Origin of the sequence: Flavobacterium notoginsengisoli, from assembly GCF_042686225.1 — a bacterium.
Taxonomy (GTDB): Bacteria; Bacteroidota; Bacteroidia; order Flavobacteriales; family Flavobacteriaceae; genus Flavobacterium; species Flavobacterium notoginsengisoli.
The window spans coordinates 74,438-90,228 of record NZ_JBHUOT010000009.1; the positions used below are offsets into that span (position 1 = coordinate 74,438).

General features: G+C 34.4%; 15 protein-coding genes. 3 read left to right on the plus strand and 12 right to left on the minus strand.

Translation table 11 applies throughout. From position 1 onward, the window contains the following. Positions 1–218 precede the first annotated feature (218 nt). The 5 genes from ACFS3A_RS19200 to ACFS3A_RS19220 form a co-directional block, all read right to left on the minus strand. Entirely contained in the window at positions 219–683 is a 465-nt protein-coding gene (locus ACFS3A_RS19200; protein ID WP_379827180.1) for a thioredoxin family protein, read from the minus strand. A 176-nt stretch (positions 684–859) separates the two neighbouring features. After that, a complete protein-coding gene (locus ACFS3A_RS19205; RefSeq protein ID WP_379827181.1) occupies positions 860–3,112 on the minus strand; it encodes a TonB-dependent receptor in 2,253 nt (750 codons plus the stop codon). 216 nt (positions 3,113–3,328) lie between these two features. Next, complete coding sequence (locus ACFS3A_RS19210; protein WP_379827182.1) at positions 3,329–4,243, minus strand: NAD(P)/FAD-dependent oxidoreductase; 915 nt, start codon at positions 4,241–4,243, stop codon at positions 3,329–3,331. 12 nt (positions 4,244–4,255) lie between these two features. Continuing rightward, positions 4,256–5,461: a GTP-binding protein gene (locus tag ACFS3A_RS19215; protein ID WP_379827183.1), complete on the minus strand. Its 1,206-nt coding sequence runs from the start codon at positions 5,459–5,461 to the stop codon at positions 4,256–4,258. Next, positions 5,458–5,811: a MerC domain-containing protein gene (locus ACFS3A_RS19220; protein WP_379827184.1), complete on the minus strand. Its 354-nt coding sequence runs from the start codon at positions 5,809–5,811 to the stop codon at positions 5,458–5,460. The genes ACFS3A_RS19215 and ACFS3A_RS19220 overlap by 4 nt, the downstream gene beginning before the upstream one ends. 92 nt (positions 5,812–5,903) lie before the next feature. Here ACFS3A_RS19220 and ACFS3A_RS19225 point away from each other — a divergent pair, with 92 nt between their 5' ends. The 3 genes from ACFS3A_RS19225 (at position 5,904) to ACFS3A_RS19235 (ending at position 8,999) form a co-directional block, all read left to right on the plus strand. After that, complete coding sequence (locus ACFS3A_RS19225; RefSeq protein ID WP_068841836.1) at positions 5,904–6,296, plus strand: Fur family transcriptional regulator; 393 nt, start codon at positions 5,904–5,906, stop codon at positions 6,294–6,296. A 74-nt stretch (positions 6,297–6,370) separates the two neighbouring features. Beyond that, entirely contained in the window at positions 6,371–8,242 is a 1,872-nt protein-coding gene (locus ACFS3A_RS19230; protein WP_379827185.1) for an Nramp family divalent metal transporter, read from the plus strand. A 103-nt stretch (positions 8,243–8,345) separates the two neighbouring features. Continuing rightward, positions 8,346–8,999 (plus strand): metal-dependent transcriptional regulator, encoded by a 654-nt coding sequence (locus ACFS3A_RS19235; RefSeq protein ID WP_179003815.1) that lies wholly within the window; start codon positions 8,346–8,348, stop codon positions 8,997–8,999. Between the two features lie 477 nt (positions 9,000–9,476). Here the strand turns inward: ACFS3A_RS19235 and ACFS3A_RS19240 are convergent, their stop codons facing one another. The 7 genes from ACFS3A_RS19240 to ACFS3A_RS19270 form a co-directional block, all read right to left on the minus strand. Next, on the minus strand, positions 9,477–9,878 hold the full coding sequence (locus ACFS3A_RS19240) for a hypothetical protein (protein ID WP_379827186.1): 402 nt from the start codon (positions 9,876–9,878) through the stop codon (positions 9,477–9,479). Between the two features lie 128 nt (positions 9,879–10,006). Further along, the gene (locus ACFS3A_RS19245; protein ID WP_379827187.1) at positions 10,007–10,789 is read right to left on the minus strand and encodes an enoyl-CoA hydratase/isomerase family protein; all 783 of its coding nucleotides are present in this window, start codon (positions 10,787–10,789) and stop codon (positions 10,007–10,009) included. A gap of 11 nt (positions 10,790–10,800) precedes the next feature. After that, positions 10,801–12,216 (minus strand): sensor histidine kinase, encoded by a 1,416-nt coding sequence (locus ACFS3A_RS19250; RefSeq protein ID WP_379827330.1) that lies wholly within the window; start codon positions 12,214–12,216, stop codon positions 10,801–10,803. Positions 12,217–12,344: 128 nt separating this feature from the next. Continuing rightward, positions 12,345–12,893 (minus strand): CopD family protein, encoded by a 549-nt coding sequence (locus ACFS3A_RS19255; RefSeq protein ID WP_379827188.1) that lies wholly within the window; start codon positions 12,891–12,893, stop codon positions 12,345–12,347. Further along, positions 12,894–13,466: a hypothetical protein gene (locus tag ACFS3A_RS19260; RefSeq protein ID WP_379827189.1), complete on the minus strand. Its 573-nt coding sequence runs from the start codon at positions 13,464–13,466 to the stop codon at positions 12,894–12,896. A gap of 18 nt (positions 13,467–13,484) precedes the next feature. After that, positions 13,485–14,498 (minus strand): ferrochelatase, encoded by a 1,014-nt coding sequence (hemH, locus tag ACFS3A_RS19265; protein WP_379827190.1) that lies wholly within the window; start codon positions 14,496–14,498, stop codon positions 13,485–13,487. Positions 14,499–14,693: 195 nt separating this feature from the next. Continuing rightward, positions 14,694–15,569 carry a helix-turn-helix domain-containing protein gene (locus tag ACFS3A_RS19270; protein ID WP_179003821.1) on the minus strand — a complete coding sequence of 292 codons (876 nt, stop codon included), beginning with the start codon at positions 15,567–15,569 and terminating at the stop codon, positions 14,694–14,696. Between the last annotated feature and the right edge of the window lie 222 nt (positions 15,570–15,791).

Genomic DNA, 15,791 nt, shown 5'->3' on the forward strand with positions numbered 1-15,791 from the left:
ATTAGATTAAAAACTCATTTCACTATTTTTTTATTATCCAATAAAAAAATTAACAAAATGCAAAATGCTAATTCACAGTGCTAGTGGTAAGAAAAATTATATTAATAGAATTTAACTTTTTTGCAAATTAATAACAAAAATAATTTATAATAAAAATTATCTTAAAATTTCTTAAATATTTTCATTATTAATGAAATTAACTCTTTTTATTGATTATTTTATTCTTTTAATTTATTGAGAAGAATAAAAAATTCCTTTAAGTTTAAATAATTGGTATGCTGAAAAATAATCTCATTTCTTTCATTTAAAACGCATAAAACCGGATAAGTTATTTGATTGTTAATCGTTCCAAGCTGTAAAGCCAATTCATGAACGCCAACATTATTTCCCGAAGGTTTGTATTGAAAGGTCAGATTATTAAAAGTAATATCTCGTTTTTCTTCGGCATTAAAATCAATGAAATAGAATTCTGAATTAAGTTTTTGAATGATTTCCTGATTTTTAAAAGTCGTCGCTTTCATTCTTTGGCAAAATTGACACCAGTCGGTATGTATAAAAACAATGATTTTTCGTTTTTGAATTTGCTGTAAGCTATCCATTTCTTCAAAAGAATGGCTTTTCAGCTGACCAAAACCGGTTGCTGAAATTCCGAAGAAGAAAATAAATAGAATTAGCTTTTTCATTTGTTTTTGTTAATGACTCTGATTTCTATTACTAAAAATTTTTAAACACATAGAAACATAGATTTTTCTATAAAAAGATAAAAGAAGAAGCTAGCTTCCACACATAGCTATGTGAATTGATGCAAGTGAAACGCCTTTCTACACAAAGCTAAACTATGTTTCTATGTGTTTAAATTTTACCTCAAAGTATATCGCAATCCCAGAAACCCACGAATTGTTTGATTTTGCCCATAAACATACGTTGTATCAAAAGTCAAACCGTATGGATTATCTGGCGTAACCAATACTTTTCCAGCCGAATCATATTGCACATTTTTATCGAAAGGATCATTGGTTCTCGAAATCAAAAACGGATTATTTTGTTTGGGAGTAAAGTTCAACAGATTTTTTACTCCTCCATAAACTTCAAAATTCTTCCAGCCTGTATAGGTAAACTGAATATTCTGAATGCTGTACCAAGGCGAATTGGGATTTCTCGGATCGTATTCGCTCAACAAAGGCAGTTTCATCGGACTGTAAACATTTCCGGTATAATCCAACAATAAATTCCAGGGCTCAATTTTGTATGAAACAGTCCAGGTACCGGTAAATCGTTCTGTTAGAAAAGGTCTTTCTGAAATTCCGTCCTGAACATTTTTATTGTCCAAAACCGTTGCTCCCAATATAAACTTTAAACCATTGGTAAAATTAACATCCACATTGGTGCTGATTCCCTGACTGATCGCATAACCATCAATATTGTCATAAATGATTTTATTTGGATCAGTTTCGTAATCTGAAATGATTTTATTGCTAAAACGGGTATAAAAAGCTGTAGTTTCAATTCCCATAAAAGTTCCATTTCCGAAGTTTATTTTCTGAATATAATTCAAATTCACATTTACAGATTTCTCTGGTTTCAAATCATTTTCAATCACAACATCTCTCGAACCCGTTAACGCTGCGTGATCTTCTGTAAATAAATTGACCACTCTAAAACCTGTTCCGGCATTTAAGCGGAAAATAGTATTATCATTGGCTTTAAAGCGATAGGCAAATCTTGGTGTAAAAATCGAACCGTGAATTGAATTATAATCGTAGCGTGCGCCCAGCAAAACCTGACTTTTTGGAGAAAAAGTTATTTCATCCTGCACAAAAATTCCTGGAAGCCAAGTACTTTCAGCATCTTTTGTGGCTGGTGTATTATCATCGTAATAGGTATATCGGCTCGCGATTCCCGCCAATAAATCGTTTCGTCCAATTTTTTTATCCCAAGTTAATTGAAGAAACCCAATTTTTTGATTGGCGATATACGAAGTGGTTCCGTAACGACTATCCTGATAATGCACATTTCCAGAGAAAGAAAGCATTAATTTCTCCTCAAATGGCAATTGATAACTTCCAATCAATTCTGCTCTTTTGGTATAAATGCTTTCTCCGTAAATTTCGTCTCCCCCACGATATTTTTTCTCCCAGCGAACGTCTCCGCCCCAGCGATCTTCGTACATAGCACGTGCCGCAATGGTAAAAAGCCGATTATTATTACGCTGAAAACTCCATTTATTAAAAACCGAAATTCGTTCAGAAAGCGTTACATCGGTAAAATTATCTTTGTCTTTATCAATTACCTGGTCATAATTGAAGTAATTAATTCCTAAAAGTGAAATCGCTTTTTTGCCAACATTAAACTTCGTTCCTAAATCGAGGTTGCTTTCAAAATAAGAAGTCGTAAAATAATCTGCTGAAAACACGGGTGCATTAGTTGGATTCTTAGTAATAATGTTGATCAAACCTCCAACCGCTTCGCTTCCATAAAGTGATGATGCCGGCCCTTTCACGATTTCTATTCGTTCCACCAAAGAATTCGGAATTCCCGATAGGCCATAAACTGTCGAAAGACTGCTCACAATTGGCATTCCGTCAATCATAACTAAAGTATATGGGCCTTCTAAACCATTGATATGAATATCTCCCGTATTACAGACACCACAATTCAACTGCGGACGAACTCCATTTATATTCTGCAATGCATCATAAATACTTGGAGTTGGATTTTTCTTAAAGAAAGTTGGCGAATAAACCTCAACGGGAACCGCGCTTTCTAAACGTTTTACTGGTTTTAAAGTTCCTGAAACTACTACTTCATTTAGTTCGTTCTGATCTTCTTTTAATTCAAAATCCAGATTGAGATCTTGATTTTCTGATATTGTTATTTTTTGGGTTAAAGTTTTGAATCCAGTCGAGTTTACCGCAATTTTATAAGTTCCCGCCGGAATATTTTCTAACTGATAATGACCAATTGAATCTGCTTGAGTTTTAAAGTTTGTATTTAACAAACAAACATTAATTTCCTGCACAACAGGAATATCTGCCATTATCTTTCCAGATATATTTTGTGCGTAAATACTTTTTGTTAAAATTATTAATATTGTCAAAAATAAATATTTCATTCTTTTAAAATTAAATTTAGACAAAACTAAAAATTAAATTTGACAAATAATGATTCTCTGAGCGTAAATTTTTAAACGGATTGAATTCAATATGTTAGAATTTTGTTTTCGATCGAGCAAAGTCACAAAACACAAAGTTTTTTTAAACCATATAAGTTATATAAGAAAATGTAAGTCTAGTTTTAAATGAACTTATATAAATTATATGGTTTATTTTCATTTTGCGTAATCTTCGTCAATTAGTTCTTTATTAATGACCGCTCCGGCAAAAGATCCTGTAGAAACGGCAATCGCCACAGATCGCATTGGAGTTGTACAATCTCCGCTCGCATAAATTCCGGCAACGTTTATTTTCTGCATTGCATCAACTTTTAATAAACCTTGTTCGTTTATATCACAGCCCAGAGTTTCAGGAATTGCACAATGTTGTTTAAAAGGCACTCTCGCATAAATGGCTTTTACTTCAACTTTTTGCTGATTTTTGAAAACGATATTTTGGATATATCCCTCTTTATGTTCAAACGAATCTATTTCATCTTCAAAAATCTGAACGCCATGATTTTCTAAAGTTTTGATTTGTTCCAAAGTCAATTCTGATTTTCCATTCGTGCATAATCTCAAGTCTTTTGTCCAATTCGAAATTAGTTTAGCGTATTCAAAGCCCATTTCACCATTGGCAATGATGGCTGTTTTTTCGTTCTTAACTTCATAGCCATGACAATACGGACAATGTAAAACCGAAATTCCCCAGCAATCTGCAAAGCCTTTAATTTCTGGAAGCAGATCTTTAACACCGCTTGCAAACAGGATTTTTCTTGAATTGAAAGTTTTACCAGATTCTGTAAAAACCTCAAATCCATTTTCATTTTTAATCGCTTTTACCGCAAGTCCGTTAAAAAAATGAATTGTTTTATAAAGATCGACTTGTAATTTGGCTTTCGCCGAAATCACAGCGGGTTTTTCTCCGTCTTGCGTAATAAAATTGTGAGAATGTGGCGTTTGTCGGTTACAAGGCAAACCACTGTCAATAACCAAAACCTCACGCAAAGCACGTCCTAAACTCATTGCTGCCGATAAGCCACTGTAGCTGCCACCGATGATAATCACATCATATGTATAACTGTCTTTCATAATTTTAACGATTTAAGATATTCTTGATATTGGAAAAAGATCCTTTTTTGGAAATAAACCTTCCTGATAATCTACAATTTCATCTTCTGTACAAAGACATTTTTTAAGTTCGTTGAGAATCTCCGTCTCTTTTATTTTCTGTCCGATAAAAACAAGCTCATTAAGTCTGTCTCCAAAGTTAGCCGTCCATCGTTCTTCTATAATATCCTGAAATTCAACAAAATTATTAAATGTCATTCGCTCACTTAACGGCATACTCGCCCACCAAACTCCTGCTCCTTCCGCTTTCATAGAGCCACCGGCCTGGCTCCAGTTAATTGCCTGCTCTGGTCGGGATGCCATCCACAATAATCCTTTACTTCTAATGATATTCTCTGGAAAATCTGAAGTAATAAAATTCCATAATCGATTGGGATGAAATGGCCTTGAATCTCTAAACACAAAAGAATTGATTCCGTATTCCTCAGTTTCAGGTGTATGAATTCCTTCTAATTCTCTGATCCAACCTGCTGAATTTTCCGCTTCCTCATAATTGAATAATCCCGTATTTATAATTTCGTTCAGGTTTACTTTTCCTAAAACCGAAGTGATTATTTTCGCCACAGGATTCAACTTCTGAATTGACGCTTTCAACATTTGTAATGATGCTGCATCAATAAGATCGGTTTTATTCAAAATAATAACATTCGCAAATTCGACCTGATCTACCAAAAGATTAACTATCGTGCGAGTATCGTTTTCAATACTGGATAAATTTTGTTCCTGTAAAGTTTTAGCCGAACCAAAATCTTTAAAAAAGTTAAAACTATCCACAACAGTTACCATTGTATCGATGTAACTAAACCTTGATAAATCAATACTAGCCTCTTCATTTACAAATGAAAAAGTCTGAGCAACTGGAATTGGTTCGCTAATTCCTGTACTTTCAATAAGCAAATAATCAAATCTGTTTTCCTTTGCTAATCTTTCTACCTCAACCATTAAGTCTTCACGCAGCGTACAGCAAATACAGCCATTTGTCATTTCAACTAACTTCTCTTCCGTTCGTGATAACGTATTTTGATTTTTTACAAGTTGTGCATCAATATTAACTTCACTCATGTCGTTAACGATTATGGCTACTTTTAATCCTTCTTTATTATGAAGAATGTGATTTAGAAGCGTCGTTTTTCCTGCTCCAAGAAATCCGCTTAACACCGTAACAGGGAGTTTTCTCATTTGTGTAAGTTTTTATGATTTTTATAATTAATCAAATGACCGATGATCATTCCAAAGCCACCGAAATAAATGAGATCCAAATGAATCTCTAAGAATAAATCGGTCAAAATAGTAATCCAAATTAAGCTCATGGAAACAATCAAAATGGAAGAAACCAAAAGAGTTGATTTTTTCGTAATTTTGAAAATTGCAAACAAACCTATTGAAGCAAATAGTAAATCGATAATTGGATTGTGACTCAACCCTAAAGGAAGAATCGTTAAAAGAGGAAAAATCAAACAATGAACGAGACAAATCGTCGCGCTTGAAATTCCTAAAATATCGTAAAAGGGTGTCGTTAATTTCTTCATTTTATGTACTTTTACTTAATGCAATTTTGTTGCAAATATACAGATTAAATTCAAATGCAACATTGTTGCGTTAATATTTTTAATTTATAAAAATGAAAACAACACGTAATACTACCGCGAAAACAGCTGTATTAGAAGTATTTGAGAATTCTAAAACGGCATTATCCCACACCGAAATTCAAAAACAATTGAACGATGTCTGCGATCGCGTGACCATTTATAGAATTTTAGATCGTTTGGTTAACGATGATATTATCCATAAAATCTCCAATTTGGACGGCACGGTAAAATATGCCAAATGCAATCATTCACATCAGCGCGTACACATTCATAACCATGCTCATTTCAGCTGTGAAAACTGTCACGAAATTACCTGTCTTGAAAATGTGAAACCGAGCTACATTATGCCACACAATTATAAAGTGAACGAAATAAACTTTACATTATCAGGATTGTGCCCAAAATGTTTGAATTCTAACATTTAAATTTTAGACTCGCCTAAAAATATTGTTCCGCGAATATCATTTTTCTATATATTTGTGAAAACAATACATTTACAATGAGTAAATCTTTAGAAGAAGTCCACGAATCGGTTTCTACAGAACATAAAAAAACAGGTTTCAGAAAAATATTAGCCTTTTTAGGCCCGGCTTATTTAGTAAGCGTTGGTTATATGGATCCAGGAAACTGGGCTACAGACATTGCCGGCGGAAGCCAATTTGGTTATACTTTGGTCTGGGTTTTATTGATGAGTAACTTAATGGCTTTGCTTTTGCAAAGTTTAAGTGCCAGACTCGGAATCGTGACACAACGAGATCTAGCACAGGCTTCGCGAGAAACTTATTCCAAATACATCAACTACATTTTATATTTTCTGGCAGAAATTGCAATTGCCGCCTGCGATTTGGCCGAAGTGCTCGGAATGGCGATCGGAATTAACCTCTTATTTGGAATTCCACTTTTTGAAGGCGTTTTGATTACTGTTTTAGATACTTTTATTCTCTTATTCTTAATCAATAAAGGAATCCGTAAAATGGAGGCTTTTATTATTGCTTTGGTAGCGATTATTGGTTTTTCTTTCATTTTTGAAATGATTTTTGCCGAACCTGAAGTTTCTAAAATTATCGCTGGATTGGTTCCTTCGATTCCAAACTCAGCTGCTTTATACATTGCAATCGGAATCATCGGGGCAACTGTAATGCCTCACAACCTTTACTTACACTCTTCTTTGGTACAAACCAGAAAATTCGATAGAAGTCCAGCGGGAATCAAACAAGCTTTAAAATACAATTTGATTGATTCAACAATTGCTTTGAATTTGGCTTTTTTCGTCAATGCTGCCATTTTAATTTTGGCAGCCGCCACTTTTCATAAAAACGGAATGTTTGAAGTTGCCGAGATTCAGGATGCACATCAATTTTTGGAACCTTTATTAGGCACAAAATGGGCGCCAATCTTATTTGCCGTTGCTTTAATCGCTGCTGGACAAAGTTCAACCGTAACGGGAACACTTGCAGGACAGATTGTGATGGAAGGTTATTTACACTTAAGAATTCAGCCTTGGGTTCGTAGAATTATAACCCGTTTGATTGCTATAGTTCCTGCTTTAATTGTGATTTGGATTTATGGCGAAGATGTAACGGGAAAATTATTGATTTTAAGTCAGGTCATTTTAAGCCTTCAATTAGGATTCGCGATTATTCCGCTGATTCATTTTGTGAGTGATAAATCGAAAATGAATGGTTTTCATATTTCCAGAACTACACAAGTGGTTTCCTGGATAATTGCTTTGATTATTGTTTCATTGAATGCCAAATTGGTTTATGATGAAATTACTTCATGGCTTGCAAACTCCGATCATCCAATAATTTTATGGGTTACGGTAATACCGCTTGCGATTGCTTTTGCTGGATTACTGCTTTATATCGTTTTTAAACCTTTTATTGCAAAAGCCAAATCTAAAAAAGTTATTAATCACTCGCCGCATAACCTCAAGCTTCACTTTACGCCAAAAGAAAGTCAAAGCATTAAAAATATAGCCATTTCTGTAGATTTTTCTCATGCAGATGAAGCCGCATTAAACAAAGCCTTTGAATTGGGTGGCATTGATACGGAATATACTTTGATTCATATCGTTGAAACTGTGGGTGCGTTAATGTACGGCGTTCATGTTCACGATCATGAAACAACAATAGATGAAAAACTATTATTGAAATACAAAGAAATGCTTTCGGAAAAAGGATTCAAGATCAAAACAGAACTTGGTTTTGGAAAACCCAACAATGTAATTCCGAAAATTATAAACGAAGGCAATTTCGACATTCTCGTTATGGGAACCCACGGCCACACTGGATTGAAAGATATTCTTTTTGGCACAACGGTAGACAAATTGAGACATAAAATTTCAATACCTTTGTTGATTGTTAAATAAAGGTGCTGAGATGCTAAGGTTCTAAGATTCTAAGTTTTTTTTATTAAAGACCTCAAATGAAACTTAGAATCTTAGCATCTCAGAACCTTAGAACCTCAAAAAAATGACCTTTTCAGAAGAAAACTACCTTAAATCGATCTATCACTTAACGGCGGCTTTGGAGACAGAAGTCAGTACGAATGCTATTGCAGAAATCATGGAGACCAAAGCTTCTTCGGTAACGGATATGTTGAAGAAACTGGCGGAGAAAGATTTGGTTAATTATAAAAAATACCAAGGGGTTTCGTTAACCGAAAACGGAAAACTGGCTGCCAAAATGATTGTGAGAAAACATCGTTTATGGGAAGTGTTTTTGGTGGAGAAACTTAATTTCAGCTGGGATGAAGTTCACGATATTGCAGAACAGCTGGAGCACATCAAATCGGAACAATTGATTAACCGATTAGATGATTTTCTTGGAAATCCGACTGAAGATCCACATGGCGATCCTATTCCAGATGCTAACGGCCGAATTATTAAGATTGAAAAACATTTACTTTCCGAGTTATCTGATAACCAAACTGGAGTTTGTGTTGGTGTGAAAGATACTTCTTCGGAGTTCTTGAAATATCTCGATAAACAAGGAATTGCTTTGGGTTCCAAAATCGAATTTCTTTCTAAAGAATCCTTCGATTTATCGGTCAAAATTAAGGTTGATGAAAGGGAATTGTCGATTTCAAATAAAATTGCTTCTAATTTGTTTGTAAAGCTGGTTTAGCGAGTTATTCTGCGGAGATGCACAAAGAAGTTTCGCAGAGATACACTAAGAATTATATGGGTTGAACCTACGGCTCTCTATTTTTCTTATTGACAATTACGACGGATTGAAATCCGTCGCTATAAAATTTAACGAGCCTATGGCTTTTTCCTATTATAATCTGCAAGTCAAATAATAATATCCAGATACCTAACAGGTTTTAAAAACCTGTTAGGATAAAATATCATGCAAAAAGTTCCGAAGGAATGAAATATATTGTAGCAACGGATTTTAATCCGTTGTTGAAATGTCTGCAAATCAACAGAGTTCCGTAGGAACGGAACATACTATTTACATTTAATGCTCTAAAAAACATTCGGAAAAACAAAATTGTTATTTTGAAACCGAGTGTCCTAGCCCCGATAGAAGTGAAAATCCTTTTGTGGCGGGGTTCGCCACAAAAGATTGAAACGGATAGCGGGATTAGCTCCTAAAAATTTAAACAATCCCTTTTTCAACCATTTCCAGCATAACCGGAGAAGCATTTTTAAATGTAGGCGGCTGTTCGATAATACTTCCAGCATTCTTTTTATTTACTTTAAAAGTAACGTCATTATCTGTTGTAAACAAAAGTGCAGTTAAAAACGGTTTTTTGATGTAAGTTCCTAAAACCAATAAAGCTTCATCTAAAGTATGAATACTTTCGATTTCTTCTGTTTTGTAACGAGAAGTTAATGAAATAGAAAAAGTATTGTCTTCGTTGAGAACCAATCGGAAGTAAATGTTTTTGATTTCGGTGTCGCCCATCGTTTTGGCCAAAGTCAGTTTGGCGAAAGTTCCGTTTTGGATGCTTTCTTTAACTCGTTCACAAAAAAGGGCAAATATTGGTTCGTAAGACATATTGTTATGTTTATTTAAACGCAAAGGTCGCAAAGATTTACGCAAAGGACACAAAGATTTTAGAAAAACTTGCTCCCGATAGCTATCGGGATTGCGCTGTCCCTTGCGACCTTTGCGGTTAGAAAATTTTATTTCCCTGTAAATTCAGCTTTACGTTTCTCTAAAAAGGCTGTTGTTCCTTCTTTAAAGTCTTGGGTTCCGAAACATTCTCCGAATGATTTTATTTCAGTATCGAAACCATTTTTACCATCTTTAAAGTTGGCATTGATGGCTTTTATGGCTTTTCCAATTGCAAATGGCGCATTTTTAATTATTTTTTGAGCGATTACGTTTGTAAACGACAGCAATTCTTCCTGAGGTACGACATGGTTTACTAAACCATAATCTTTTGCTTGTTCGGCAGTTATCATCGCTGCAGTCATAATCATTTCCATGGCACGGCCTTTTCCTATTAACTGCGGCAAACGCTGTGTTCCTCCGTAACCTGGAATTAAACCTAAGGTTACTTCTGGAAGTCCCATTTTAGCATTGTCTGAAGCTACTCTGAAATGACAAGCCATCGCCAATTCTAATCCGCCGCCAAGAGCAAAACCGTTAACGGCTGCAATAACTGGTTTTCTTAGATTTTCTATGAAATCAAATAACGACTCTTGTCCTTCTGCCGCTAATTGTGCACCTTCAACAGTGGTATAATTCGCAAACTCCGAAATATCAGCTCCGGCTACAAAAGCTTTCTCTCCGCTTCCGGTTAAAATAATTACTCGAACATCATCATTTTTGGATAATGAATCAACAGCATTACTCAGGTCACTAATTGTTGCTTTGTTTAAAGCATTTAATTTTGTAGGTCTGTTAATTGTAATGGTTGCAACTTTTTCTTCAATAGAAATTAAGATATTTTCGTAGTTCATAACAGCTGGTTTTATGAGTTTGTGATGGGTAAAGAAACCCTGAAAGTTGTTCCTTTTCCGTAAGTTGATTCAAAGGTAATTGTTCCTTTGTAATTTTCTATAATGTTTTTGATAATTCCGAGTCCAAGTCCCATACCGCTGGTTTTGGTGGTAAATTTGGGCTCGAAGATTCGTCCGATGTCTTGTTTTTGGATTCCGATTCCGTTGTCTTTTACAGCAATTTCTACATTATTGTTACGTCGTTTTACGGTAACTACAATAGACTTTTGAAATTGACTTTCCGGAATTGCCTGTGTTGCATTTTTAACCAAATTGGTAATGACACGAATCAGTTGTGTACGATCCATTTTGGAAATGATTTCTTCTTCTTCTTTTTCGAAAACAATATAATCTTCGTTAAAAATATCCAAGGCTAATTCTACAACCTCAACCACATTTAAAGTTTCATTTTGCTGCGCCGGCATCGAAGCAAAGTTCGAAAATGCCGAAGCCACGGAAGTCATCGTATCAATCTGTTGAATTAAGGTTTCGGAGTAATCATTCATTTTCTGCTTCACGTCTGGATCACTTGGATCAAACTTTCTTTGGAAACTTTGAACCGTCAAACGCATTGGAGTAAGCGGATTTTTAATTTCGTGTGCGACTTGTTTTGCCATTTCGCGCCAAGCTTCTTCACGTTCACTTTGTGCCAATTTAATGGCACTCGTTTCGAGTTTATCCACCATTCCGTTATACGCTTTGATAAGGAAATTGACTTCTTTGCTATTCGCTTCCAAAACAATCTTTTCATTTTTCTGATCCAGATTGGTTTCTTCCAAACGATCTGAAATGGTTTTTAATGATTTTGTGATATAAGTCGAAAGGAAATACGCCAAAGCAAAAGCCACAATCAGCATAAAAGAATACACCTGACTCAGACGAATCAAGAAAGTATTCAACTCATTATCGTAGTAACCGTCGTCTTCTAAATACGGAAGGTTTAGAATGCCAAGAGGTTTGAATTTTTCGTCTTTTATTAAACTGTAAGATGATCGGTTTTTGATTCCGTCAATCGTCTTAATGTCTACAAAACGTTTCTCAATTGAGGAACGAACTAATTTCAGAATATATTCGGGAATTGGAGGAGCAATTTTATCAACCGCAAAAGACTCTTTGGATGATTTAAGCAGTTTCCCGTCGAGACTGTAAATATTGATTTCGATTTTATGAATCTGCGCTAATTCGTGGATTTTGTCTTTAAAAATCAAATCCAGATTTTGCGTTTTCAGCGGATAAGTTGTAGTAGCCAGAACATAATTAATATGTTCTTTTACCGCATTTTCTTTTCTCTCTAAACGCTCCTGATGATATTCTTTGGCCTCGGTCTTAAACTGAATAATCGAGATCGAAGCCAATAAAAAAGATGCCACCACAATCAATACAATCATCGACAGGAAAATCCTGGTACGAAGGGAAAGCATTGTCATTTTTATGTTTAGCATAAATTTTAGTTTTCAGTCGCAGTCGCAGTTTTCAATGCAGAGTGGAAACTGTGACTGAAAACTGCGACTGAATACTATTTTTTTTCTCGTATACGCTTGTAAAAACGAAATCCGAGCATTATTAAAACGGAGAATAAAATAATTCCGATTACGCCGAAAATCCAGTTGATGGCACTTTTTAAAACTACTAAAAAAACAACAGCAAACAAAATAATCGTTGCGCCTTCATTCCATAAACGCATAAAATTATTGGTGTATTTTACCTCATCTCTTTGTAATTGCTTAAAAATCTGATGGCATTTTCCATGATATAAATACAACAGGAAAACGAAACATAATTTTACGTGCATCCAGGATTGTGCGAGCCAGACATGTCCTGCTTCTGTAAAAAACAGCATCCAAAAAGCAAAAATACTCGCTAAAACCGCCGATGGCCATGTAATAATATACCACAAACGGTAGGCCATTATTTTGTATTGCGCCTGCAAGATTTCTTTTTCAGGTGATGTTTTTTCATTGGCTTCAATTTGATACACAAATAAACGCACAATGTAAAACAAACCCGCAAACCAAGTTATCACAAATATAAGATGCAGTGATTTTAGATAATTATAATATTCCATTTATTGTTTGAATGTAGATTTTTTAAAAAGATCAATCATTTCTTTACCGTAATCTTCATCTTCATATACAATCGTAACAGTAAAGATTTTATCATTAAGCGCTTTCGAAAAAATTACTGCTGTCGCTACTGTTTTTCCTTCTTCGGTAATTTCAATTTTAGCTTTTCTAAACGGCATACCTGAGATATTCTCACTACTCACTGAGTAATCTCCCATTTTACCTTTTGGATACACTTGTCCAATATTCTTCAACAAAAGAAAATCTTTTAATCTCATTTTCATGTCAATTGAATGAACATATCCATCAAGATTTTCTTCGTATTTTGCCGAAAAATAATTTGCATCGTCTCTTTTAAAAGCAACAATCAGATTCTTTTTTTTAATTAAAGCTGTATCGCCTTTTATTTCTCCTTTTTCTGTTTGAGTTACTTTTTCGTAATCGTCCGGAATTTCAATTTCCCAATTGAATGTTTTGTCAAAAAAACGATTGTTTTCGAAAGTGTTTGTCTTTTTACATCCAATTAAGGTTATCAAAGAAAAAAGTAAAATCGAAAAATATTTTAATTTATTCATTTACAAAAAAAATTAATACTATTTAGCCCAATCATTAATCCAGTTAGAAACCGTCTGGCACCACTCATCATCATCATTCAAACATGGAATTGCCAGGAATTCTTCTCCTCCATTTGCTTCAAAATCTTCTTTAGCACGCATAGCGATTTCTTCTAAAGTTTCTAAACAATCTGAAACGAAAGCTGGTGTTACAACTGCTAATTTTTTAATTCCTTTTGCAGGCATGTTATCAATTTCAACATCGGTATAAGGTTCTAGCCATTTATCTCCCGCTAAACGTGATTGAAATGTCAGACTGTATTTATCTTCAGGAAGTCCTAATAATTTCACAACTTGTTTTGTCGTTTCATAACATTGGTGACGGTAACAGAATTCATGTGCTGGCGAAGGTGTGTTACAGCAAGATCCGTCAATTTTACAATGTGATTTCGTTACATCGGTTTTGCGAATATGACGTTCTGGAATTCCGTGATAGGAGAACAATAAATGGTCGTATTCAAATCCAACCAAATGTTTCTGAATAGAATCGGCTAAGTTTTTAATGTAATCTGGTTTGTTATAAAATGCCGGAACATCAGTAAATTTCATGTGCGGGAATTTTTTCTTGCGAATTTCTTCGGCTTTTACTAAAATAGTCAAAGTTGAAGCCATTGCATATTGCGGATATAAAGGAAAGAGCATTACATCTGTAACTCCTTTATCGCTCAATTCCTGAAGTCCTTTTTCAATTGTCATGCTTCCGTAACGCATTGCCAACGAAACTGGGACATTTACTAACGGCTGCACTTTTTGCTGCATTCTTTCTGAAAGAACTACTAATGGAGAACCTTCTTCCCACCAAATTTTTGCGTAAGCATGTGCTGATTCTTCTGGTCTTTTTCTTAAAATAATACCACGAACTAATAATGCTCTCAATAAATACGGAACGTCGATCACGTATTTATCCATTAAAAATTCATCTAAATAAGGTTTTACATCTTTTGGAGTTGGACTTTCTGGAGATCCCAGATTTACTAATAATACGCCTTTCATTATTGTTCTTTTGCTTTAAGCTTTTTTATTTGTTTTTTAAATTTTCGACAAAAGTAAACGCTGTACTTTATTCGAAATATGATATTTATTACTTTTTAATTATTGTCGAATATCTAAAATCAATTTCTCTCGTAGATTCGGGAGATTTAGCAGATTTTTATTTTGTGCAAATTCGTGAATCTGTGGCGAAAAAAATTAGACATTCGCATTTATCGACATCAAGTATTTTTTTGGAGTCGTGGCAAACTTTTTCTTGAATGCTGCTATAAAGTGACTTCCTGTACTGTAGCCAATTTTCAGCCCAACTTCATTTACATTATACGATCCGCTGTCTAAAAGCTTTCTAGCGAAATCCATTTTATAATCGAAAAGGAAACCATAAACCGTATCGCCGTAAATTTGTTTGAAACCCATTTTAAGTTTTTTCAAATTCAAGCCAATTTCATCTGCCAATTCTTGCAATCCTGGCGGTTCGGCCATATTAGCGATAATGATTTCTTTGGCTTTTCTGATTTTTAAAACATTATCTTCATCAATCAAAAACGGACATTGCTCTGCATTTGGATCTTCTGTTCTGTTGAAATACAAACTCAACAATTCATATCCTTTTCCTTTATAATAAAGGTTTTTTATGGACGGATGAAGATTGTAATGAAACAACTGACTAAGTACAATCGCCATTGACGGACTAATATTTCCTTCGTTATAATACTTTTTATCCTTATTGTCCGGACTTAAAAAAGTAATATAGTCCGCTTCGGCAGAAAATAACGCGTGAAATTTCTTAATGGATACAATTACCGAAATGGCCCATGAGTTTGGAGCCAATTCTAAATTCAGCGGTAATTCTTTCTGCGGATTGTATAAAAGCAACGATTTTTCCTCTTTCAATTCTAAAGCATAATTGCCTTGATTGAATAAAAATTTTGCATTTCCTTTTATCCCGAAGTGAAACTGTATCAGGCCAGTACCTACTATTTCATGCTGTGCATAAAATGGTTCTGAACCATCGTTTTGAAAACGAATCAGCGTAAAGTCGTCTTCAATTTTTATAACTTCTTGAGAACTCATAGCGATATTTTTTTGAAACGAAAATCAAAACAAACTCAAAATGTTATTTAGAACGACTCTAAACTAATCACTTCAAAGGAGTTGATTTTGCTACAAAAGTAGTCCTTTTTACTCAAAAACACCTATTTAGGTTCAAAAAAACATACAGCGACATAAAAAGTACTTTTAGCGTTATTTTTATCAATGGTATAGTAATAATTTTGTTGCACTTTTATGAAAGTG